Source organism: Rhodoferax ferrireducens, assembly GCF_003347515.1.
Lineage (GTDB): Bacteria > Pseudomonadota > Gammaproteobacteria > Burkholderiales > Burkholderiaceae_C > Rhodoferax.
The window spans coordinates 227,256-250,061 of record NZ_QEII01000269.1; the positions used below are offsets into that span (position 1 = coordinate 227,256).

At 60.7% G+C, this 22,806-nt stretch carries 22 protein-coding genes; 11 read left to right on the top strand and 11 right to left on the bottom strand.

Annotation, left to right across the window (positions count from 1 at the left end):
• Window positions 1-103: 103 nt before the first annotated feature.
• Window positions 104-1,801, top strand: a complete 1,698-nt coding sequence (locus tag C5P05_RS12350; RefSeq protein ID WP_114970129.1) for an NAD(P)/FAD-dependent oxidoreductase — start codon at window positions 104-106, stop codon at window positions 1,799-1,801.
• A 42-nt stretch (window positions 1,802-1,843) separates the two neighbouring features.
• On the opposite strand, the gene C5P05_RS12355 is transcribed toward C5P05_RS12350, so the two are convergent.
• The 6 genes from C5P05_RS12355 to C5P05_RS12380 all read right to left on the bottom strand — a co-directional run bounded on the left by C5P05_RS12355 (window position 1,844) and on the right by C5P05_RS12380 (window position 7,248).
• Window positions 1,844-2,476, bottom strand: a complete 633-nt coding sequence (locus tag C5P05_RS12355) for a LysE family transporter (protein WP_114970130.1) — start codon at window positions 2,474-2,476, stop codon at window positions 1,844-1,846.
• Between the two features lie 37 nt (window positions 2,477-2,513).
• Window positions 2,514-3,389, bottom strand: a complete 876-nt coding sequence (htpX, locus tag C5P05_RS12360; protein ID WP_114970131.1) for a protease HtpX — start codon at window positions 3,387-3,389, stop codon at window positions 2,514-2,516.
• Between the two features lie 125 nt (window positions 3,390-3,514).
• Entirely contained in the window at window positions 3,515-4,294 is a 780-nt protein-coding gene (locus C5P05_RS12365) for a DUF3025 domain-containing protein (RefSeq protein ID WP_114970132.1), read from the bottom strand.
• A complete protein-coding gene (locus C5P05_RS34965; RefSeq protein ID WP_114970133.1) occupies window positions 4,291-5,166 on the bottom strand; it encodes an NYN domain-containing protein in 876 nt (291 codons plus the stop codon). The genes C5P05_RS12365 and C5P05_RS34965 overlap by 4 nt, the downstream gene beginning before the upstream one ends.
• Before the next feature lie 51 nt (window positions 5,167-5,217).
• Window positions 5,218-6,252 carry a dihydroorotase gene (gene pyrC, locus C5P05_RS12375; protein ID WP_420130745.1) on the bottom strand — a complete coding sequence of 345 codons (1,035 nt, stop codon included), beginning with the start codon at window positions 6,250-6,252 and terminating at the stop codon, window positions 5,218-5,220.
• A 21-nt stretch (window positions 6,253-6,273) separates the two neighbouring features.
• Window positions 6,274-7,248: a LysR substrate-binding domain-containing protein gene (locus tag C5P05_RS12380; RefSeq protein WP_114970135.1), complete on the bottom strand. Its 975-nt coding sequence runs from the start codon at window positions 7,246-7,248 to the stop codon at window positions 6,274-6,276.
• A 218-nt stretch (window positions 7,249-7,466) separates the two neighbouring features.
• On the opposite strand from C5P05_RS12380, the gene C5P05_RS12385 reads away from it, so the two are divergent.
• Window positions 7,467-9,632: a putative bifunctional diguanylate cyclase/phosphodiesterase gene (locus C5P05_RS12385; protein ID WP_114970136.1), complete on the top strand. Its 2,166-nt coding sequence runs from the start codon at window positions 7,467-7,469 to the stop codon at window positions 9,630-9,632.
• Here C5P05_RS12385 and C5P05_RS12390 read toward each other — a convergent pair.
• Window positions 9,626-10,639 (bottom strand): aldo/keto reductase, encoded by a 1,014-nt coding sequence (locus C5P05_RS12390; RefSeq protein ID WP_114970137.1) that lies wholly within the window; start codon window positions 10,637-10,639, stop codon window positions 9,626-9,628. The genes C5P05_RS12385 and C5P05_RS12390 overlap by 7 nt on opposite strands.
• Window positions 10,640-10,884: 245 nt before the next feature.
• Here C5P05_RS12390 and C5P05_RS12395 point away from each other — a divergent pair, with 245 nt between their 5' ends.
• From C5P05_RS12395 to C5P05_RS12425, 7 genes are all read left to right on the top strand, one after another.
• Window positions 10,885-11,121, top strand: a complete 237-nt coding sequence (locus tag C5P05_RS12395) for a hypothetical protein (protein WP_114970138.1) — start codon at window positions 10,885-10,887, stop codon at window positions 11,119-11,121.
• A gap of 60 nt (window positions 11,122-11,181) precedes the next feature.
• On the top strand, window positions 11,182-13,521 hold the full coding sequence (locus C5P05_RS12400; RefSeq protein WP_114970139.1) for an archaeosortase/exosortase family protein: 2,340 nt from the start codon (window positions 11,182-11,184) through the stop codon (window positions 13,519-13,521).
• A gap of 229 nt (window positions 13,522-13,750) precedes the next feature.
• On the top strand, window positions 13,751-14,032 hold the full coding sequence (locus C5P05_RS12405) for a YlcI/YnfO family protein (RefSeq protein ID WP_114970140.1): 282 nt from the start codon (window positions 13,751-13,753) through the stop codon (window positions 14,030-14,032).
• A complete protein-coding gene (locus C5P05_RS12410; protein WP_114970141.1) occupies window positions 14,029-14,346 on the top strand; it encodes a type II toxin-antitoxin system RelE/ParE family toxin in 318 nt (105 codons plus the stop codon). The genes C5P05_RS12405 and C5P05_RS12410 overlap by 4 nt, the downstream gene beginning before the upstream one ends.
• Before the next feature lie 53 nt (window positions 14,347-14,399).
• Window positions 14,400-15,212 carry a 5'-3' exonuclease H3TH domain-containing protein gene (locus tag C5P05_RS12415; RefSeq protein WP_114970142.1) on the top strand — a complete coding sequence of 271 codons (813 nt, stop codon included), beginning with the start codon at window positions 14,400-14,402 and terminating at the stop codon, window positions 15,210-15,212.
• A complete protein-coding gene (locus C5P05_RS12420) occupies window positions 15,209-16,009 on the top strand; it encodes a hypothetical protein (RefSeq protein WP_114970143.1) in 801 nt (266 codons plus the stop codon). Before C5P05_RS12415 ends, C5P05_RS12420 begins: the two co-directional genes overlap by 4 nt.
• Before the next feature lie 416 nt (window positions 16,010-16,425).
• Window positions 16,426-17,238 carry a class I SAM-dependent methyltransferase gene (locus C5P05_RS12425; RefSeq protein WP_114970144.1) on the top strand — a complete coding sequence of 271 codons (813 nt, stop codon included), beginning with the start codon at window positions 16,426-16,428 and terminating at the stop codon, window positions 17,236-17,238.
• Window positions 17,239-17,618: 380 nt separating this feature from the next.
• Here the strand turns inward: C5P05_RS12425 and C5P05_RS12430 are convergent, their stop codons facing one another.
• Entirely contained in the window at window positions 17,619-19,445 is a 1,827-nt protein-coding gene (locus tag C5P05_RS12430) for an ABCB family ABC transporter ATP-binding protein/permease (protein ID WP_114970145.1), read from the bottom strand.
• Window positions 19,446-19,485: 40 nt separating this feature from the next.
• On the opposite strand from C5P05_RS12430, the gene C5P05_RS12435 reads away from it, so the two are divergent.
• Complete coding sequence (locus C5P05_RS12435; RefSeq protein WP_114970146.1) at window positions 19,486-19,923, top strand: acyl-CoA thioesterase; 438 nt, start codon at window positions 19,486-19,488, stop codon at window positions 19,921-19,923.
• A gap of 19 nt (window positions 19,924-19,942) precedes the next feature.
• Here C5P05_RS12435 and C5P05_RS12440 read toward each other — a convergent pair whose 3' ends face one another.
• Entirely contained in the window at window positions 19,943-20,743 is an 801-nt protein-coding gene (locus C5P05_RS12440; RefSeq protein ID WP_114970147.1) for a helix-turn-helix domain-containing protein, read from the bottom strand.
• Window positions 20,744-20,901: 158 nt separating this feature from the next.
• Here C5P05_RS12440 and C5P05_RS12445 point away from each other — a divergent pair, with 158 nt between their 5' ends.
• Window positions 20,902-21,312: a hypothetical protein gene (locus C5P05_RS12445; RefSeq protein ID WP_114970148.1), complete on the top strand. Its 411-nt coding sequence runs from the start codon at window positions 20,902-20,904 to the stop codon at window positions 21,310-21,312.
• Between the two features lie 124 nt (window positions 21,313-21,436).
• On the opposite strand, the gene C5P05_RS12450 is transcribed toward C5P05_RS12445, so the two are convergent.
• Together C5P05_RS12450 and C5P05_RS12455 are read right to left on the bottom strand one after the other, a co-directional pair.
• Window positions 21,437-21,925 (bottom strand): thioesterase family protein, encoded by a 489-nt coding sequence (locus C5P05_RS12450; protein ID WP_114970149.1) that lies wholly within the window; start codon window positions 21,923-21,925, stop codon window positions 21,437-21,439.
• Entirely contained in the window at window positions 21,925-22,617 is a 693-nt protein-coding gene (locus tag C5P05_RS12455) for a TetR/AcrR family transcriptional regulator (RefSeq protein ID WP_114970150.1), read from the bottom strand. Before C5P05_RS12455 ends, C5P05_RS12450 begins: the two co-directional genes overlap by 1 nt.
• Window positions 22,618-22,806: the final 189 nt, after the last annotated feature.

Below are 22,806 nucleotides of genomic sequence, written 5' to 3' on the forward strand. Positions count from 1 at the left end.
TGCCCAAAATAAAAGCCTATGTCCGTACTGGCCGTCAGGGGCGGGACAAAGGTCACCGCGTATCATAAAGGCCCTCTGCTTGATCAACACAAGCCACCCTGACATGATCCGCCTGACTGAACTCAAACTACCGCTGGAACACGCGGACAACGCACTCTCTGCCCTGATCGCCAAGACGCTGGGCATCACCCCCGACGACCTGCAAGGATTCACCGTTTTCAAACGCAGCTTTGACGCCCGCAAGGCGGAGCTGGTGCAGGTCCACATCGTTGATCTGGAACTGGCGCCTGCGCTGGAAGCGGCGTTGCTGGCCAAATTCGCGGGCAACCCGCACATCTTTGCCACGCCCGACATGCGCTACCAGCCGGTCGGCCAGGCCCCGGCCGATCTGCCCTTGCGCCCGGTGGTCGTGGGCTTTGGCCCCTGCGGCATTTTTGCCGCGCTGGTGCTGGCGCAAATGGGTTTCAAACCAATCGTGCTGGAGCGCGGCAAGAAGGTGCGCGAACGCACCCTGGACACCTGGGGTCTGTGGCGCAAGCATGTGCTCAACCCCGAGTCCAATGTGCAATTCGGCGAAGGCGGCGCCGGCACGTTCTCGGACGGCAAGCTTTACAGCCAGATCAAGGACCCGCGCTTTCTGGGCCGCAAGGTCATGGAAGAATTCGTCAAAGCCGGGGCGCCTCCTGAAATTCTGGTGGAAGCGCATCCGCACATCGGCACCTTCAAGCTGGTGAAAGTGGTTGAGAACCTGCGCGAGCAAATCATGGCACTAGGCGGCGAGATACGCTTTCAGCAGCGCGTGACCGACGTGCTGATTGAGGGGGATTCGAATGAGCGGCAGGTGCGCGGCCTCACGGTGTTGGACCAGGCCACCGGCCAATCCTACGAGCTGGCGGCCAACCAGGTCGTCATCGCGCTGGGCCACAGCTCACGCGACACCTGCACCATGCTGTACCAGCGCGGCGTGGCGATGCAAGCCAAACCGTTCTCCATCGGATTTCGCATCGAGCACCCGCAAAGCGTGATTGACCGCGCCCGCTGGGGTCGCCATGCCGGTCACCCGAGCCTGGGCGCGGCCGACTACAAGCTGGTGCACCATGCCAACAATGGCCGCTCGGTCTACAGTTTCTGCATGTGCCCCGGCGGTACGGTGGTGGCGGCCACGTCAGAGCCGGGCCGTGTGGTCACCAACGGCATGAGCCAGTACTCGCGCAACGAGCGCAACGCCAACGCCGGCATCGTCGTGGGCATTGACCCGAGCGACTACCCCACAGACACCGAATCATTCCATGCCACCTTGGGCGAGCATGTGCAGGCGCAGACTGCACCCGGCACGGTACACCATCCACTGGCAGGCATCGTGCTGCAACGCCAGCTGGAATCGAATGCGTATGTCTTGGGCGGCGCCGACTACAACGCACCGGGACAACTGGTGGGCGACTTCCTGGCGGGCACGGCTTCGACACAATTGGGCGGGGTGGAGCCGTCCTACAAACCCGGCGTCACGCTGAGCGACTTGCATGCGGCCCTCCCAACCTATGCCATTGAAGCCATTCGTGAGGCCCTGCCCGCCTTTGGCCGCAAGATCAAGGGGTTTGACATGCCGGATGCGGTGTTGACCGGGGTCGAGACGCGCACCTCGTCGCCTTTGAAAATTCCGCGGGGTGACGATTTTCAGAGCACCAACACGCGTGGCCTGTACCCCGCCGGCGAAGGCGCCAGCTATGCCGGTGGCATCTTGTCGGCCGGTGTGGATGGCATCAAGGTCGCGGAAGCGGTGGCGCGGAGTTTGCTGGCCTGAACGCCAGCACGCCGGATCAGCTCCGGCATGACAAGGCCGGGTTTACTCGGCGCGCTTGAACATGGCCAGCAAGGAACCGGCCGCCACAAAAAGTCCGCCAAACGTGCGGTTCATGGCGCGGACATGCGCGGGCGACTTCAGGGCGCCCAGCACCCTGGAGGCGAGCGCCGTGTAGCCGGCCATGACCACCAAATCGGTGAATGCCAAGGTGGCGGCAATGATCAGGTACTGGGGCACCAGAGGCTGCGACAGATTCATGAACTGCGGCACCACCGCCAGCAAAAATATGGTGCCCTTGGGATTCACCGCATTGATCATCCAGGCCCGCAGAATCATGGAACGGCGGGTGACAACGACGGCGCCCTCCTCGGTCTTGGCGGCCAGCGGTGTAGCTGGCGCGCGCCATTGCTGAATGCCCAGCCAGACCAGATAGGCCACGCCCAGCCACTTGACCACGAGAAAAGCCATGCTGGAGGCGGCGACCAGCGCACCCAAGCCCAAGCCGACCACAATCACCTGCGTCCAGATACCCAGAATCAGGCCAAAAGAGGTGACGTAACCCCGGCGAAAACCATGGTTCAGGCCAGCGCTCATGGCCGCAATCGCACCGGCCCCCGGTGAAATGCTGATGGCCCATGAGGCGGCAAAAAAGGCGAGCCAGGTCGAGAGTTCCATGGTGAATCCAGTTTGTAAAAGATCGACTGTAAGGGGCTCAGACCTGCGCGTTTTGCAACGCAGCAATACGTTCTTCGATTGGTGGATGGGTGGAAAACAGTTTGCCAATGCCGCCGGCAATGCCAAACGCCGCCACACTCTTGGGCAACTCACCGGGATGCATGCCGCCCAGGCGCGCCAGGGCGTTGATCATGGGCTGCTTGCGACCGAGCAACTGGGCTGAGCCCGCATCGGCCCGAAACTCACGGTGACGCGAGAACCAGGCCACGACGATGGCGGCGGCAAAGCCCAGCACGATGTCCAACACGATGGTGGTGACCATGTAGCCGATACCGGGGCCGCTTGAGCGCTCGTCGCCTTTGCGCAAAAAGCCGTCGATCGCATACGCGATGACACGGCTCAGAAACACCACAAAGGTGTTCATCACGCCCTGAATCAGGGTCATGGTGACCATGTCGCCGTTGGCGACGTGGGCGATTTCGTGGCCGATGACGGCCTCGATCTCGTCATGCGTCATGCCCTGCAGCAAACCGGTGGAAACAGCCACCAGCGCCGAGTTTTTGAAGGCGCCGGTGGCAAAGGCATTGGGGTCGCCCTCAAAAATACCGACCTCGGGCATGCCGATGCCGGCCTTTTCAGACAGCTTGCGCACGGTTTCCACAATCCAGGCTTCATCGGCGTTTTGTGGCTGGTTGATGATGCGCACGCCCGACGTCCACTTGGCCATGGGTTTGCTGATCAAAAGCGAGATGATGGCGCCGCCAAAACCGATGACTAGGGCAAAACCGAGCAACGAGCCCAGATCAAGACCGTTCGGCGTCAGGTAACGGTTGACCCCCAGCAGACTGGCCACGATGCCAAGCACCGCCACCACCGCCACATTGGTCAGCACAAACAAAATAATACGTTTCATAAAATCCTTCTTTTCTTGGATGGCTCAGATCAACGAGCGTTTGACAGAGATGTTAGGGGCACACATGTCGATTTCAAGGATTAACACCCTTATTTCCCATGAAGTTTACGGGCATTCGCACAGCCTCAACCTGGCGCGGCGGTGGCTTTTGTGGGTCGTCGAAACACGCTGGCGTCTTCATAAAACGAGGTATCTTCATTCGCGGCCCACCAGCCAGGCACACCCAGTACCGGCAAATGCGCAAACGGTTTGGTCGCCAGTTTTTCAGCACTCACGTCACCGGCCACCCAGGCATCCAAATCCGCTATTGAATTGCTAGCTTCTTGCGCACGGTAGACGTGGGCTGTGATCGGTTTTCGTGCATAAACCAGCTTCTCCAGCAAGGCGTGTCCAAACAACACCAGTTGCGCCTGGCACCACAGCGGACGCAGCTCGACAAACAGCGTGTGCCAGTCTTTGGCCACCAGGGCGTCCCACAAAACATCGGGGGCTTGCAAGAAGGCGGCATTTTCGTCAAACACCGTCAAGGCGTCGCGTGCCGGACCACGAACGGGCTGGATGCCGGTCTGCGCAATCTGTGCCACATGCAGTTGATTGAGGCGGCGCTTGGTCAATGGAAAGCGCAGCCAGGCCAGGCCATTGAAGAAATCGTGCAAGCCCTCGCGGGTGGGGCAGCAGTTGCTGGCAAAAATATGGCTTTCATAGGCCACGCCTGGTGGCAAATCGCTTTGCGGCACAAAACGCACCGGCGTGGCATCGGCGCCCCAAGCGGCATTCAAGGCCGCAGCGCCCGAAGTGCCCGCCGCGACCGCTGCGGCGACGCGCTCCCCGATCGGCGCATGGGGTGCCAGCCAGGGCGCGGCCCAGTCAATCGCAGCCAGATCACCGGCCACAGGAAGACTCAAGAGGCTTCCTCTGACGGTCTGTACTGCACCGTGTTGGGTTTTTCAATCGGCAACAGTTCGAAATGCTGGGGGAACTTCTTGAGCAACTTGGTTGAGGTCATATTTTTCCCCCGCAGCTTGGCGTCAAGCAGCGCTTTGGCGACCGCGCCCAGGGACTGCGGCTGCCCCGTCTGCAGTGCGGGCATCGCCTGCAAAATGGCCGCCACGTCGACGTTGTGGCCCTTGGCTGCTGCACTTTCCACCACCACCGGCGCCCGCTCTCTGGCCGCCGTTTTACGCGCGGGCGTTTTTTTGGCGGCAGTCGATTTAGTCGCTGTTTTTTTGACCGCCACCTTCTTGGCCGGCACTTTTGTTGCGGGGACTTTTTTCGCCGTTGTTTTCCGGGCCGCCGCAAGCACCGCGGGCGCATCCAGCGTTTGTGCCTGCGCAGCGGTCATGGATGCCTCGTGCAGCGCCTGCTCTTGACCGACCAGAATCACGCGGTCATAGGCGGAAACGGCTTCGCGCCCCATCTTCCCCCGCTCCGACACGCAGACCATGCGGATGCCGCGCTCACGCAGCCGCACCACCAGCGGCACGAAGTCGGCATCACCCGAGCCGATGACCAGCATCCTGGGCGCGGGCGTCTGGCAGGCAAACTCCATCGCATCGACCGCCAAGGCAATGTCGGTGGTGTTTTTTGTCAGCGAGAGATTGACGAAGGGACGTACAGCCCAAACCCGCAGCACATCGGCCAGTCCCTTGAGGTTTTCGGCACTGCCGTAGGCACGCCGAACCGGCAGGGCGCCTTCTGATTCTTCCAGCACGCGAAACGCTTCGTCCACCCAGGCAGCTGCGCTCAAGTTGTCGGCATCAATCAGAAAGACGTTCATTTTCAGCTCCTCAGTTGCTTGCCGGGCGTCATGCCACCAGACGGTTTGCTTTCAGCGCATCAACTTCCACGGCAGGGCTTCGCCCGACCGCAGCGGCTTGAGTTGCGCCTCGCCAAAGGCAAAACTCTCGGGGGGCGTCCATGCCTCGCGCTTCAGCGTTATGGTGCCGATGTTGCGCGGCAGGCCATAAAAATCGGCGCCATGGAAGCTGGCAAAAGCCTCCAGCTTGTCCAGTGCGCCTGCCGCGTCAAAGGCTTCGGCGTACATCTCCATGGCGGCGTGCGCGGTGTAGCAGCCGGCGCAACCGGTCGCGTGCTCCTTCAGGTGGGCCGGGTGCGGCGCGCTGTCGGTGCCCAGGAAAAATTTGGGGCTGTCGCTGGTGGCCGCCTGCACCAGGGCCAGCCGATGCGTCTCGCGTTTCAGCACCGGCAGGCAGTAAAAATGCGGACGGATGCCGCCGGTGAAGATGGCGTTGCGGTTGTAGAGCAGATGGTGGGCCGTGACCGTGGCGGCGGTGAAGCGGTCGGCATCGGCCACGTATTGCGCGGCCTCCTGGGTTGTGATGTGCTCGAACACAATTTTGAGCTCGGGAAAATCACGGCGCAAGGGAATCAGCTGCGTGTCGATGAACACGGCCTCACGGTCAAACAGGTCAATCTCGGGCGAGGTCACTTCGCCATGCACCAGCAACAGCATGCCTTCGCGCTGCATGGCTTCCAGTGTCTTGTAGGTTTTGCGCAGGTCGGTCACGCCGGCATCGCTGTTCGTGGTGGCGCCTGCGGGGTAGAGCTTGGCGGCGACCACGCCGGCGTCGCGGGCGCGCTTGATTTCATCGGCGGGCAGCCTGTCGGTCAGGTAGAGCGTCATCAACGGCTCAAAACTCACGCCGGGCGGCACGGCCGCCTGAATGCGCGCCTTGTAGGCCAGCGCGGCCTCGGTCGTGGTGACCGGTGGCCTCAGATTGGGCATGATGATGGCGCGGCCAAACTGGGCCGCCGTGTGCGGCACCACCGTGTTGAGCGCATCGCCGTCACGCACATGCAAATGCCAGTCGTCGGGTCGGGTCAGTTGGATAGTTTGTGTCATGGCCTGCATTGTCCCAAATGCCTAGCTGGCCGCCGCCTGCGTCACCAAATAATCCCATAGCGCCTGCGCATTGCGTTTCGGCCCCAGGCCGTTGCCGCGGTTTGTGTGTACGCCCGATTTGCCCAACTCCTTGACCGAGGGGCGCTCGCGGTAGGCGCGTACGTCCATGGTGATCTGAAGACCTTTCAGGTCCGCCGGCGCGGCGCTCACCAGTTTTTTGGTGCGCAAATCCTTCTTCACGGCACTCAAGGGCAAAAAGGCAATGCCATGTCCTTCCAGCGCCATCGCCTTCAGGCCTTCGGCCATGTCGGTTTCATACACACGGTCAAAGTGGATGGCCGTGCCCGTCTGCTTGAGGATCAGCTCCACCATCTGCCCCAGATAAGCACCCGGTGCGTAACCCAGGTAAGGCAAGGGCTGGCCGGCCCGCCCCGGCAACAGGAACATGGGCGCACCGTCTGCGTCTGGTTTGACATAGGGCGCCACCACCTCTTCCCCCAGGCTCACCATCTCGTAACGATCGGCATCGAGCTGGTAGGGCTGCGAAGGATGGTGGTAGGCAATCAAGAGGTCACAACTGCCCTCTACCAGACGCATGACGGCATCGTGCACATTGAGCGCAATCAGACGGCTTTTCATAGGGCCGAACTTTTCGCGCAAGGCCGACACCCAGGCCGGAAAAAACGTAAACGCCAGGGTGTGCGGCACCGCAAATTCGATCACATCCTGGCCGGCCGCCGTGTGCCCGCGCAGCATGGCGCGCGTGCTTTGCAGCGCCTGCAACACCTCCAGCGACTGGGAATACAGCGTTTCACCCGCAGGCGTGAGCCGTGTCGGGTAGCTGCTGCGGTCCACCAGATCGGTGCCGGCCCACGCCTCCAGCGACTGGATACGCCGCGAGAAGGCGGGCTGGGTGACATGACGCAACTGCGCCGAGCGGCTGAAACTGCGGGTTTCAGCGAGGGATACGAAGTCTTCGAGCCATTTGGTTTCCATGCGCGGGATTATGCGCGGCCACGCGGGCGTTCTCGGCCCTGGCGCCGGGCAACAACGACGCCGCCCGACATGGGCTCGTCCAGCCTCATTGATATTTCGCAAAGAGTTCGTTCGGACATTGGGCATGCTGGCTTCAACAAAAGTTCTACACAAGGCTCGCAAGGGCCAGAAAAAATGCACAGCACCCTGTCTTGGCCCCTGAACAGCGAAACCCAGGGATGAGTTCACCCCAAACCTTCCACCTGACCCGGTATTTTTCGATCCTCTCGTTCTTGCTGATCGTCATCGCAGGTAGCGCTGTCGGCCTGGCGGTGCAGCATCAGACCTCGCGCCAGGTCACCGACATGGCGCATCGCCATAACGAAGCCATGAGCCAGGTGTTCGTCAATGAACTGTGGCCGCACTTCTCGGCGTTTGTCGCGGGGTCCAGCGGACGCTCGGCCACCGAGTTGCGCGCGGCCGCCAAAACGCTGGGCTTGCAGGCCAAGACGTCGGCGCTGATGATGAATTCGGACATCATCAAGGTCAAGGTTTACAACCGTGACGGTCTCACCGTTTTCTCAACCGATGCCAGCCAGATTGGCGAGAACAAGCGGGACAACCCGGGGTTCATCGGAGCCCTGGCCGCCCATGCCACCAGCGCCCTGACCCATCGCAACCAGTTCGACAGTTTTGAGGGCGCCCGCGCGGATGTGGATGTCCTCGCCAGCTACGTTCCCATTCGCGACGGCGGGCAGATTCCTGGTGTCGTCGAGCTCTACCAGGACGTGACCCCTTTTATCCAGAACTTGCATCAGGTGCTGCTCAAAGTCATGCTGGTGGGTGCGGTGGTGATGTTTCTGCTGTATTTGATGCAACTGATGGTGGTCCGCTACGCCCAAAACATCCTGCGCAGGCAGGAAGCGGCACTGCTGGAGTCCAATCGTGAACTCGATGCCCGTGTTGAAGACCGTACTTACGAGTTGGCCGCCATCAACAGCCAGCTGGAGGACGAAGTGCTGGAGCGGCGCGGGGCGGAGGCGCGGCTGGTGCATCTGGCCCACCATGACACGCTGACGGGCCTGCCCAACCGCCTGCAGTTCACCGAACAGCTGCAGCGTAGCGTCAGCAAAGCGGAACGAAACCGGCATCAACTGGCGGTGCTGTTCATCGACCTGGACCGATTCAAGGATATCAACGACACACTGGGGCACGCCGTGGGAGACGAGCTGCTGATTGAAGTGGCGCGCCGCCTGACCGGGCAGCTGCGCAACGGGGACCTGCTGGCGCGCCTGGGTGGCGACGAATTCGTTTGCATCCTGGAGAATATCCAGTCCCCGCAAGATGCCAGCCGGGTGGCGGACAAGTTGACGGCACGCATCGCCGAACCCCTTTCCATTCGCGATCACGACCTGGGTATTTCGGCCAGCATTGGTATCAGCCTGTACCCTGCAGATGGTGTCGATGCCGGCAACCTGGTGCGTGCCGCCGACACGGCCATGTACCAGGCCAAGAAACATGGCCGCAACGCCTACCACTTCTACACGCCCGAAATGACTCAATACGCCCAGGAACGGGCGCAACTGGAGCGGCTGCTGCGCCACGCCATCGAGAACAACGAGCTCGACGTGCACTACCAGATCAAGATGGCGGTGACGGACAGCACCAGCCCCAGCGGCGTCGAGGCGCTGGCGCGCTGGAACAGCCCGGAGCTGGGCTCTGTCTCCCCGGTGCTATTTATTCCCGTCGCGGAGGAAACCGGCTTCATCATCGCGCTGGGCGAGTGGGTGCTGCGCACGGCCTGCCGGCAAATGGCCGCATGGCGTGCCAGCGGCGTCGATGTGCCCTGCATCTCCGTGAACCTGTCCGTGCGGCAGCTGGAGCATGCGGACATTGTGGAAGTCGTTCGGTCGGCGCTGGATGAGTCCGGCTTGCCGCCTGACGCGCTGGAACTGGAGATCACCGAGTCGGTGATCATGAACGTAGGAGACGCCATTGGCGCGCTCAAGCGCCTGCGCGAACTGGGCGTGCGGCTGGCGGTGGATGACTTTGGCACCGGTTACTCGTCGCTGGCCTATCTCACGCTGCTGCCCATCAAGACCCTGAAAATTGACCGGTCCTTTGTCACCGGCATTGGCGACAACCGGGGCGATGAATCCATTATTCAAGCGGTTATCGGCATGGCCCGAAGCCTGGGCCTGAGCACGGTGGCGGAAGGGGTCGAAACAGAACAGCAACTCGCCTTCCTGCGCCACGCGGGTTGCGACGAAATCCAGGGCTATTTTTTTGGCAAGCCGCAACCGCCTGATGAATTTCTGGACAGCTGGTGCGAGGCCGAGTCAGCAGACAAACACCTCAGGCAACTGCGGCAAGGCTCACATCTGCGCCTGGCGCCTGTTCAATAGCGTGCCTGACGCACTCGGCCATTCAGCGGATAGGCCGGGTCGGTGTAGCCGGGCGTGGACGGGTGGCCGGGTTTGACAAAACCATCGACCAGCGCCTCGTCCTCGTCGGTGACCGCATAGTCCAGCGCCGGCAGATAGTCTTGCCACTGCTTGAGCGTGCGCGGCCCGGCAATGACCGAGCTAACCACCGGGTTGGCCAGCACCCAGGCGGTGGCGAACTGCGCCAGGCTGATGCCTTTGGCCGCCGCGTGCACTTTGAGCTGCTGCGCGATCACCAGCGACTCTTCCCGAAACTCGGTCTCAGCCATGCGCTTGTCGGCACGGCCGGCACGGCTTGCGGCGTCCGGCGCCTGCCCTGGCTCATATTTGCCGGTGAGGATGCCGCGCGCCACCGGGCTGTAGGAGGTGACACCAATACCGTAATGCGCACACGCCGGCAACACCTCCACCTCGGGCATGCGGTTGAGCAGGTTGTAATAAGGCTGGCACACGACTGGCCCGGGCATGCCGAGCTGCCTTGCCAGATGCATCAGCTCGGCGATGCGCCAACCCCGGAAGTTGGAGACACCCCAGTGGCGGATCTGGCCCGCGCGCAGCATCGCGTCCAGCGCGCACAAAGGCTCCTCCAGGTTCATGCCGTTGTAGTCGCGGTGCAGGTAGAGGATGTCGACGTAATCCGTTTGCAGGCGCGCCAGCGAAGCCGCCACTTCACGCAGCATCCACGGGCGCGAGTAATGGCCTTCGTTCACCCGGCCTGACATGGGGTTGCCGAGCTTGGTGGCCAGCACCCAGTCATGGCGCTGGCCCTTGAGCAACGCGCCCACCATGGCCTCCGAGCCCCCCTTGCTGTACACATCGGCCGTGTCGATGTAGTTCACGCCCTGGGCGTGCGCATCGGCCACGATGGCCGCGGCCTCGGTTTGATCGGTCTGGTCGCCGAACATCATGGTGCCCAGGCACAGGGCGGAGACTTGCAGATTGCTGTTGCCAACAGAGCGGTATTGCATGGGGGCCTTTCGGGCGGGAGGGGGAATGGATGTCAGTCTAGGTCAAAGGTGACAAATTGCGTGAGACGCACCTGAACAGCCTTGACGCCGCATGTCGAAAAACTTGACAGGTCACGACCAAGCACGCTGCTGGGCTAACCTATGTATTTGATATCAAAAGATAAAAATTCTTTGGCATAAAAAATGCTGCCCCAGGATCATGCGCAACCGGGGTGTTGAGCTGATTTTGATACAGGAACAAAACCATGATCAATAAGCTGGCAACGGGTACTTTGACGGTTCTGATGGCAAACGTGGCATTGGCAGGAGCACCACAGCCCTTGGGGCTTACCTTGGGCGTGAGTTTGGGTGAGGCTTTGGGTGCCGTATTGGGTGTTCCACTGGATTCAGCCCTGTCGATTGCAAACGGCGGACTGCTGACTGTGGCAGCGGTGACTTTGCTGATTGGCATCCGTCTGGTGCGGCGCAAGCAGAATCGCTAGGCTGGCCGTTGGGGTGCGAACCAGATCGCCCAATCCAGAATCCCATGATTCGAGCGCTCGATGTCTGAAGAATTCGACGTCCTTTATCAGCTTGTTTTCTTCCCGACTGTGATTTTGCTTCTGGCACTGGAGCGGGTTCGCGTTTTCCGGCGACAAGCGGTGCAGCTGACCAAACGTTGGACGAGCAATATTGGATTGTTTCTAATCGGCGGCGTGATCACTTCGCTTGTCATGCCGGTCGGAATTTATGCCTTTGCCCAAGCGCAGCCGCCTGGCTTGCTGACACAACTGGGGTTTCCTCTCGCCACACAGATGGTGACGACTTTTCTATTGCTGGACCTTTGGCGCTATTGGGAACATCGTTTTTTCCACTGGGCGCCCCTGCTGTGGCGCATCCACCTGGTTCACCACACCGATACGCAGCTTGACGTCACAACATCGGAACGACACCATCCACTGGAATTTTTGCTGGGTACGGCGGTCACGATGGCGCTGATCGTCGTGCTTGGCTTGCCGGCCCAAGGCATCGGACTGTATCTGTTGACAGCAACCGTGGTGGCCCTGTATTCGCACGCGAATCTGCGCCTGCCTGCACCCCTGGAGCGCCGGCTAAGCTGGCTCATCGTGACGCCGGGCGTTCACGCCGTGCATCACTCTGACCTGCAAGTGCAAACCGACAGCAACTATGGCTCGGTTCTGACCCTTTGGGATCGATTGTTTGGCAGCTATGTTGATCCTGCGTCCGCCAAAAATGAACGTTTTGGTTTGAGCTATTTTCATCAACCCAATGACACCGGCTTGGCCAGGGTGTTGCAGCAACCGTTTTTGTTCCGCAGCGACTTTAGCTATCCCGACCGGGTCAGCAGCGATGGTCGGCACGCCCCGCAGGCGACGACCCCAGCGGAAATGTCCGGCACGGTGGTGTCTCCGGCCTGGCGCGAGGCGCTTCTGAGCGGCATGACGGGCCTCGTATTGGCGTCCCTGGTTTTGTGGCCGACCCTGGTGAACTTGACGACTTCCTGGCGCAATAACGAGGCCTACCAATATGCCTGGCTTGTCATGCCGATGGCGGTGTATCTGTTGGGCTGGCATCATCGACAGCACAGTCTGGCGCTTAGCCCACAACCCGATTTCACGGGCGTTTTTGTGGCGTTGGTTGCGGCCGCATGCTGGTGCGCTGCGGCCTTGATGAATATCGACGTCGGCCAGCAACTCGCCATCATTCTGGCCATGCAGGGCATCGCGATGTCCGCATTGGGCTGGCGCGCTTACTGGAGGCTGTTCCCGACCCTGGGCTTGATGTTTTTGATGATTCCCAGTGGGGACTTGCTTCAGCCTGCACTGCGTGCGCTGACCGTCAAGGCCATTGAGCTGTTTGCCGTGGTCGCCCATCTTCCCCACAGCGTGGAAGGCTTTGTCATCTTTATTGGCGAGCATCGGTACGTTGTGGTCGATGAGTGTTCGGGTCTGGCTTATGTCACCTTGTCAATTTTTCTTGGTTATAGCTTTGGTTTATTGCTGTACCGCTCGGTTTTCAAGATTGCAGCCCTGGCATTGTTTGGCGCCTTTCTCGGCATTTTCACGAACGCGCTGCGCGTGAATGCCATCGTGCTGATGGACTGGGTACACGGTTCTCAAATGGAGCTGACCGCGCACGGCAATATTCAGTGGGCGGCCTTGTTCGTGACCTTGGCCTTGCTGATGCTTGTTTTGAGCCAGCTAAAAGGCGAGGCAACGCCGGTGGCACCCGAGATTGCGCCAACAGAACGATCCGGGCCGGCGCACCGCTTGGCCCCGGTGGTCGCCGGTCTGTCGGTGCTGGCGCTTGTCGGCAGCGCTATCGCGTTGACGGCCCATACGCCGCAAGCACCGTATGAGACGCGGGCGGGATTCATGCCAAAAACCATGTTGGGATGGGAACTCAGTTCCCCTGCAGCCGCCTGGTCTGTCGACCCTCAAAGTCAGACCGAATCCCTGACGCTGACCTACCGGCGTGACGGTCAGGATCTCCACGTTCTGATCGTCGAAACCTTGACGCCCGATGCCAAACTGTCGACCGTAAGACTCGCGCCCAATGACAAAAACATCTGGCGGGAAAGAAGTGTCCAGAGACAGGAAAGTTGTGTTGGCGCCAACCGCTTGACTTTGTTGCACACCACTTGGGAGAGAGGCAAACACAGGGAGCTGCGTCATGCTTTTTACGCCTACAGCATTGGCAGATTGACCACTGATTCCACGTTGGCCTTACGCGCCGCACAGGGCTGGCACAGGCTGACCGGAAGCCCAAGCCATCCGCGATTGATCGGGTTTATTGTCGATGACAACGCACCCGCCTTTGATGACCTTGCCGCTGCATTCCGCATGATTCTGTCGGCACTGGAAACCGGCGATATGCAGTGACAAGAAAGGGGGAATTCAACCGTCGCAGGCCAAGCATCCTGTCGTCGCTTGGTTTCAGCGTGTGGACAAATGCCACCCGTTAGCTATTATTTATATAGCTACATGCGCATATTCTGCGGGGGCTAGAGGCCAAAAACACACCATTGATCAGGCGACTACTGGCTGCAGGGTCCGCAGGACAATTGGGATTCGGCTTGAGCATGCATCGCAAGCGCACTACAATTTTTCAATGAAGACTGCAACACTCCCCTCCATCCGTGTGAAGCCCGAGCTGCGGTCCGAAGTTGAGGCGTTATTGAACGATAACGAATCGCTGTCCGAGTTCGTCGAAACCTCCGTGCGAGAAAGCGTGCGACGCCGGCGCAATCAAGTGGAGTTCATTGCCAGGGGCATTGCTGCTCTTGAGAGTGCCAAGCACGCAGATGACTATGTTGACGCCGATGTGCTGATTGACAACCTGAAGCGCAAGCTTGGCGCCGCCAAGGCCAGTCACACCGCAGGCAAGCGGTGAACTTTCGGGTTCGACTGGCTTCGGAGGCGGCCGAGGATTTGGAGCAATTGTTTGATGTCGTGCTGGAGCCCGAACTCCCGCAAAACGACGGCGACCTTGAACTGGCTGCGAGGGCGCTCCAGGCTATCAAGGACGGCATTGCGACCCTGCGCACCTCCCCTTTCACATGCCGCAAAGCGGGTCAAAGTCCTTTCTTGCGCGAGCTGCTTATTCCATTTGGTCGGTCGGGCTACGTCGCATTGTTCGAGATTGTTGACGCTGAGAACGTCGTGGTCGCGGCGGTCCGACACCAGCGGGAAGATGACTGCCACTGAGATCAGTAAGCCCGTCAACCCATAAATATGTTTCAAACCGACGTGATCACACAATGTCCCTGCTAATTATTGATGCGCTGAACATCATCCGGCGTATTCACGAGGCGATTCCCGAGCCAGACAGGGAGGAGAAGGTGGCGGACACCATCAAATCAAGCCTGAGCTCGTTCAAACGCGCACTCAAGACCCACAGGCCGACCCACGCGGTTGCGGTTTTTGACCATGGAGGTCGCACCTGGAAACATGATCTCTATGCGGGCTATCAAGCCCACCGCAAACCCATGCCACAACCCCTGCGAGATGGCTTGCTGACCATCAAGCATGAATTGCATGAAATGGGCTTGCACTGGATTGCTATTCAGGGCATCGAAGCGGACGATGCCATTGCCGCGCTGGTCGATAAATGGTGCAAGGCCAGGTCGGAGCGAGCCATCATTTTGTCGACCGACAAGGACTTTTTGCAGTTGCTGAATGAGCAGGTCTGTATTTACGACCACTTCAAAGACGTTTGGCGTGACGCCGCTTATGTGCAGATGAAATTTGGTGTCACGCCATCGCAAATGGGCGATCTGCTGGCCCTCATGGGTGATGCGGTGGATGGCGTCCCCGGTGTGGACAAGGTAGGCAGCAAAACCGCAGCCACGCTGCTTCGAATCAATGGCAATCTTGAGCGGCTGATCTCAAACGCCGACAAGGTAGCGGGCCAGGTTGGCGTGAATCTGCGCAAGGGCATTGAGATCGCCAGGCTTTCCCGACAACTGGTTTCATTCAAGACCGATGTGCCGCTTGGGCTGACCTGGCGAATGCTGGCGCAGGTTCGGGTACAAACACGCCCTTCTCACACCATGACCGATAGTTCGCCATGAGCACACTGCAAGCGGAGTTGGACCGCCTCTATCTCGCGCGCGGGCGAAACATCCAAAGCCCTCACGGTGCAAAGCCAGGCCTCACTGCGCCCGATGGGACAGTACGCGCCATGGTTCTTGAACTGGCCAGACCCGCCGACTGGACCCTGCTGTCGGCCCTTTGGCGCGGGGTGCAGACGGATCTCGAATTGCCCGCGCCTGCGATCGCAGTCTCCGGCATTGATGCTTACCAACTGTGGTTTTCACTCGCAGAGCCCGCATCCGTCGCGCAAGCAAGGGCGTTTCTTGAATCGTTACGTTTGCGCTATTTGAGCTTGGTGGCACCCGGACGCCTTTCGATGATGCCTTCTGTTGACGCGGCCAGCCCCGGCAAAATCCATCACGCCCTGTTGGTGCCCACGCTGCAGCCAGCCACGGGCCGATGGTCCGCGTTCGTTGCGCCGGACCTGGCCGCCATCTTCTCGGAAGAACCCTGGCTCGACCTGCCCCCAAACCCCGATGCTCAGGCCAACGTCCTATCGCGCCTTGAATGCATCAAGCCCGCTGTTTTTCATGCCCTCCTGGAACGGCTGAGTCCCGTTGTCAGGACGGAGACCTCGCCAACGACATCTGCGGCTGACGAGACGGATAGCAGCCAAGCCAAGCAGGAAGTCAAAGCATCAGCATCTCATGGGAACAGTCTCGATCCCAAGGGTTTTTTGCTCGGCGTTATGAACGACAAGACGGTTGAACTTCATCTGCGGATCGAGGCGGCGAAAGCACTCTTGCCCTATTTCGAGGGTCGGTTCGGCAGTTAAGCTGGCTGGAGATCGGTAGATTCAGTCTATGGCTGTCTGTCGCGGTTGATCAACATAGTTTTCCACGTGAATACCGGCTTCAGACTGGCAAGCGACATTCAACTTTTCGCGGCCACCGGAGGGACCCAACCCATATCGGCCATATGGCGGCTGAGATTCCTCGCCAGTCAGCAGCCATTCGCTCTGAATCCATGCGCTGAACGCGCCTGAGCCGCCTTACGCAGGCGGGAATGTCCGGCAAAGTAGTTGGCAGCATGATGGAGAAGACCGCATGACGACGTTGACGAAGCTGGATTGCGCGGCCAAAATATCGCATCGTCGCCAATGCCCAACCAGGCGGCGGACTCGTTGGAGAGGCTTGGCCCGCTCTGGAATGGGTGGTCAAGGGCGCCGTTCAAAGATTTTAAGGGGGTCTCATGGCTGAGAGCGACAAGGTGTTCGCGGGCTCGATCCCGAAGTTCTACGACACGCTGATGGTCCCCCTGATCTTCGAGGTCTATGCCGCCGACATGGCGGAGCTTGTCGCTGCCTCCTCGCCCGGCTCGGTGCTTGAAACGGCGGCCGGCAGCGGCGTGGTCACGCGTTTGCTTGCGCCAAAACTTAAGCCCGACGCGTGCTACGTGGTGACCGACCTCAACCAGCCCATGCTCGACTATGCCGCCAACCGGCAGGGGTCCGATAGTCGCATCAAATGGCGGCAGGCGGACGCGCTAGCCCTGCCGTTCGAAGATGCCTCGTTCGACGTCGTGTGCTGCCAGTTCGGCACGATGTTCTTTCCCAACCGGGTCGCCGGCTACGCCGAGGCGCGTCGCGTATTGAGGCCAGACGGGCGCTTTGTCTTCAGTGTCTGGGACCGCATTGAAGAGAACGCCTTTGCCGACGACGTCACCAACGCCGTTGCCGCGGTGTTTCCGCACGACCCGCCGCGATTCCTCGCCCGCACGCCGCACGGCTATCACGATATCGCACTGATCCGCGAGGAATTGAGCCGCGCAGGGTTCGCCGACATCGAGATCGAGACGCGCGAGAAGGTGAGTCGCGCGCCCTCGGCACGCGACGCCGCCACCGCCTATTGCCAGGGAACGCCGCTGCGCAACGAAATCGAGGCGCGCGACGCCAGCTTGCTTCAGCTTGCTACGGACCGCGCGACGGAGGCGATCGCCAGCCGCCATGGCGAAGGCCCGGTGGCCGGCAAAATTCAGGCGCATGTGATCGTGGCGGCGGGATAGCGAAGTTCCGGTGCATGGCTGTTGCAAAACCGACCGGCATTGGCGATAAGCGCGGACTTCTGAGGCGCGGTGCGCCTCTACCCGTGCGCACCCGAATGCAGCCCACCAAGAGGAAATTCTCCGAGCTCGTGTTCTCGGGCATGCAGCCAACGCACGCGCTTCATCGCGATAACGATGGCCCAGTGAGATGCCAGGAATCCGCCTGTGGCCACCGGCAGGCGATGGCCGAGACTTAACCGCCACCTGAGCTCAACGAGCACCCGCTTACGCTGCCAACCCGACCATCAAGGTGATGGGAATTCACACACCCAACACACTATTATTTAAATAGCTACTTACGCAGATCCGACAAGGGCTAGCACCCTAAAACACCCACAAGCCTACTCCGCCGTCGACTGCTGCAACGCCCACATCGACGCATAGCGTCCACTCAAAGCCAGCAACTCCGCATGCGTTCCCCGCTCCAGAATGCGCCCCGCCTCCATCACCAGAATCTCATGCGCATCGACCACGGTAGACAAGCGGTGCGCAATCACCAGCGTGGTCTTGTTTTGCGCCACGCTTTGCAACTCGGCCTGAATCGCGCGTTCGTTGGCCGAATCCAGCGCCGAGGTGGCTTCGTCGAAGATCAGGATCGGCGGGTTCTTCAGCAAGGTGCGGGCAATCGCCACGCGCTGTTTTTCGCCGCCGGACAGTTTGAGGCCACGCTCGCCCACCATGGTGTCGTAGCCCTTGGGCGTGGCGCTGATGAAGTTGTGAATGTGCGCGCTGCGTGCCGCCTCCTCCACCTGCTCGCGCGTGGCGCCGGGTTTGCCGTAGGCGATGTTGTATTCCACCGTGTCGTTGAACAGCACGGTGTCTTGCGGCACGATGCCAATCGCTTGCCGCACGGACGCTTGCGTCACCTGCTTGATGTCCTGCCCGGCGATCAGAATCTGGCCTTGCTGCACATCGTAGAAGCGGAACAGGAGCCGCGCCAGGGTGGACTTGCCCGAGCCCGAGGGGCCGACCACAGCCACGGTCTTGCCGGACGGTATCTCGAAGCTGATGTCGTGCAGAATCGGCCGCGCCGCCTCATACGCAAAGTAAACGTGGCTGAAGGTGACGTTGGCGCCATTCACCTGGAGCGGCTGCGCGCCTGGCACGTCGGCAATTTCGCGCTCGCGCTCCATCAGCGTGAACATCTTGTCCAGGTCGGTCAGGCTCTGCTTGATCTCGCGATACAGAACGCCCAGAAAGCCCAGCGGAATATAGAGCTGGATCATGAAGGCGTTGACCATCACCAGGTCGCCCAGGGTCATGCGGCCGTCCGCCACGCCTTGCGTCGCGCGCCACAGCATGGCGACCAGGCCGGTGGCGATGATCAGTTGCTGACCGGTGTTCAGCAGACTGAGCGTGCGCTGGCTCTTGAGGGCGGCCAGGCGGTAATGCTCCAGGTTTTCGTCGTAACGCTTGGCTTCGAACTCTTCATTGTTGAAGTACTTGACGGTCTCGAAGTTCAGCAGCGAGTCGATGGCCCGACTATGGGCTTTGGAGTCCATCTCGTTCATCTGCCTACGGAACTTGGTGCGCCACTCGGTCACGCTGACCGTGAAGCCGATGTAGAACACCAGGGCAATGATGGTGATCAAGGCAAACCAGATGTCAAACTTGATGGCCAGGTAGGACAGCACCATAGTTACTTCGATCAGCGTCGGGATGATGCTGTAAAGCGAATAGGAGATGAGCGAGTTGACCGCCCGCGTGCCGCGCTCGATGTCGCGCGTCAGGCCGCCGGTCTGGCGCTCCAGGTGAAAGCGCAGGCTCAAGGCATGCAGATGGCGAAACACCTGCAACGAAATCGTGCGCGACGCGCCTTCGGTGGCCTTGGCAAAAATGAGCTCGCGCAACTCGGCAAACAAGGTGGTGGACAGGCGCAGCAGCCCGTAGGCCAACAACAAGGCCACCGGCACCACCACCAAAGCCGTGGCGTTGATGCCGCCCTTGGGATTCATGGTGTCCACCAACTGCTTGAGCAACAAGGGCACGCCGACGTTGGCCGTTTTGGCGCCCACCATGAAGGCCAGTGCCGCCATCACACGCCATTTGTACTGCCACAAATACGGAAACAGGCGTTTGAGCGTGGCCCAGTCAGAGCGGGTATCGGCGGAGGTGGGCGCGGAGGCGGCGCCGTGATGGGAGTGGGCAAGTTCGCCAGAGCGGCGCATGGGTGACAATCTCGAAGCTTAAACAACCTAGATTGTGCCCATGTCCGCAAACCCAAGCCCCAACCCCGCCACCAACCGTGGCGCCAATGTCCAGTTGCCCACCGACCAGGAGCTGGTGCTCAAGGTCATTCCCATGCCGGGCGACTGCAATGCCAATGGCGATATTTTTGGCGGCTGGGTGATGGCGCAAGTCGATCTGGCCGGTGCCGTGGTGCCAGCCCGTTATGTCAAGGGCCGCATGGTGACGGTGGCGGTGAACGAGTTTGTCTTCAAGCAGCCGGTGCGCGTGGGCGATATTTTGTCGTTTTTCGCCAAGCTGACGCGTATTGGCCGCACCTCGATCACGGTCAAGATCGAGGTCTTTGCCGAGCGTTTCGGGTCAACCAACGAGTACGCCAAAGTGACGGAAGCCTCGCTCACCTACGTGGCGATTGACGAGCATGGCCTGCCGCGGGAAGTGCCGCAAAAACTGATTTAACCCCGTCGTGGAAGCCGGTTCAAGCCGGCACCGTCATAGCCTGCAGGGCGCGCCGGGTGACATCGTCGGCCGGGAAAAACGTCTCCATCGCCAGCTCCTGCAGCGTGACATCGACCGCTGAGCCAAAGATGGTGGTGGTGCTGATGAAGCTCAGCACGCCGCCCGGCGTTTTGAACTTGAAGGGCATGACGACACCCGCGTGTTCACCATCCAGAATCAGGCGACTGGCCTCCTCGGGCACCGGGTAGGCCTTGAGTTCTTCCAGCAAAGCCACCAGCACCGGGTCCGCCGTTGCCGTGATTTGCTGACGCAGGCGCTCGAACAGATGGCTGCGCCATTGCGGCAGATTGACGATGTTCTTGGCGATGCCAAGCGGGTGCAGGCTCAGGCGCAACACGTTCACCGGCGCCTGCAGCAGCGCGGCGTCAGCCCCGGCCATCAGCTGCGGCACCATGCGGTTGGCGGCAATCAGGTTCCAGTGGCGGTCAATCGCCAGCGCGGGGTAAGGCTCGTGGCTTTTGAGCAAGAGCTCCACCGCCTGACGGGCCGCGTCCAGCGCCGGGTGGCCCAGCGGCCGCTCGCGGTACATCGGCGCGTAGCCGGCCGCCACCAGCAAGGCATTGCGTTCGCGCAGCGGAATGTCCAGCCGCGCCGACAGGCGCAAGACCATTTCGCGGCTGGGCGTCGAGCGGCCGGTTTCCACAAAACTAAGGTGCCGGGTGGAGATGTCCGCCTCATGCGCCAGTTCCAGCTGGCTCAGGCGCCGGTGCTGGCGCCAGTGGCGCAGGTGGTAACCAAAGGGTTGGGGGCTTGCGTTCATGGCCTCATCCTAAAGCCAGAACGGCCAATATTCCATTACCTCCCAGGTCATCGACTTGCGGCTGCGACGCGGGAATGATTCAGCCAGGCCGCACCGATTGGATAGCCCGGTGCGCTGACTCCCCCTGATACCGGCTATCGCAACCCAAGGAGTTTGCTATGTCTACCTCGTTCATGTCGTCCCCTAACTTCCTGCGCCACGTGCTGCGCGCCGATGCGCTGTCGTGCCTGGCCTGCGGCCTGCTGCAGCTCATTTTCCCCGGCCAGATGGCGCGCTTGCTCGGCCTGCCGGAAGCCCTGCTGGCCTATACCGGTGAGTTTTTGCTGGTTTATGCGGCGGTGGTGGGGTTTATTTCCACGCGGGTGCCGGTGCCACGGCCACTGCTCTGGCTGCTGGTGGCCGGCAATCTGGGCTGGGCCCTCGGCTGTGTGCTGCTGCTGGTCAGCGGCAGCGTGGCACCATCCACGCTCGGCACGACCTATGTGCTGCTTCAGGCGCTGACGGTCGGCGTGCTGGCGGAGTTGCAGTTTTTCGGTCTGCGGCGTTCAGCGGCGCAAGCGGCCTGGTGAAGAGGCCGGCCACCCTTTCGCGGACGCCAAGCAGCGGAACGAAGTTCGCTACTGTCTTGATAGCTGCTTGCGCATATTCTGCGAGGGCTAGCGGCTGATTTTTTATAAATTTATCAGCCACTGCCTAGGACACGATATAAGCAGCCGATCCGGTCGACAGCAGCTTGCCGTCGGCCCCCAGAAACTCCATGCGGGTGGAGGCCACGCGCGAGCCCAGGCGCATGACTTCGGCGCGTAACTCAAAATGATCCCCAATGCCGGGGCGCAGGTAATCGACACGCAAATCAATGGTGCCGAGCTTGCCGAAGCGCAGCAGGCGCTGCATCGGCGCTTCATCCATGTGGCGTGCGCCAATGGCGGCCATCACGGCCAGGCCGCCCATGGCGTCCAGCCCGGCGCTGATGACGCCACCGTGAATCCGGTTGAAACTGAAGTGGCCGATCAATTCACGTTTCATGTCGATGCGCGCGCGCACCTGGGTCGGCTTGAGCGAGGTGATCTTCAGGCCCAAGACCTGGTTGAAAACAATCAGCTCTTCAAAGACTTTGGTCAATCCGGAGACGAATTCATCTTCAAACTCGATCTCGTCGGGGGCTATCAGGGAGTGGGGCATCAGGATTCCTTCAAAAACAAAGCCAGGGCCGCATCGGTCAGCTCATCGAGCGAGGCGCCTTTGGCGGGGTCAAACCACTGGACCGACCAGTTCAGTGCGCCCAGTATCAAGAGCCGGGACAGTTTCACCGGCGCACGCAAATGGCCGCTCGCATGCAAGGCCTCCAGCACCGGCGTCCAAGCCGATTCGTAGTCCGCTTGCAGCCGGGCCAGCGAGGCGCGTTGATCGGGACTCAGGGAACGGTATTCGTAAAGCATCACCGGCACAAAGTCATTGCCCGGCCCCAGCAGCGTGTCAAAGTGGGCGCGAATCAGGCGCCGGATTTGCATCAAGGGTGCGTGGGCCAGCGGGTCATTCATGGCGGTCGATGCCCCCCGCAGGACGCTGGCTTGCCGCGCCAGGGCTGCGTGCATGCCCTCCTCCATCACCGAAAAAAGCAGCGCGTCCTTGCTTTTAAAGTGATAAAAAGGCGAGCCGCTGTGCATGCCCACGGCGGCCGCGATGTCGCGCGTGCTGGTGGCGTCAAAGCCCTGATCGCGAAACAGGCGGGCGGCGGCGGTGAGCAAGGCTTGGCGGCGATTGCCGTCGTCGCGCTCTTCCTCCGTCTTGCGTGGCCGGCCGCGCGGGCGCTTGGCCACGGAGTCTTCCGACGGTCCGGTGGTGGAATGGGAGTACAAGGCGGATGCAGTCATGACGCCAGAGCATACCGAAAATATCTATTTATAGCAATCAAACGCTTTGTATAAATGTGGTGCTGAACCGGATGAGTTGCCGTTTCGTCTAGCAGCTTGCTCAAACAAGCCTTTGACAACTGTCAATTGATGCGAGCGCCAGCGCCGTCAAATAGGGTTTGGGCCTGAATTATTGGGTTTCCATTCAAC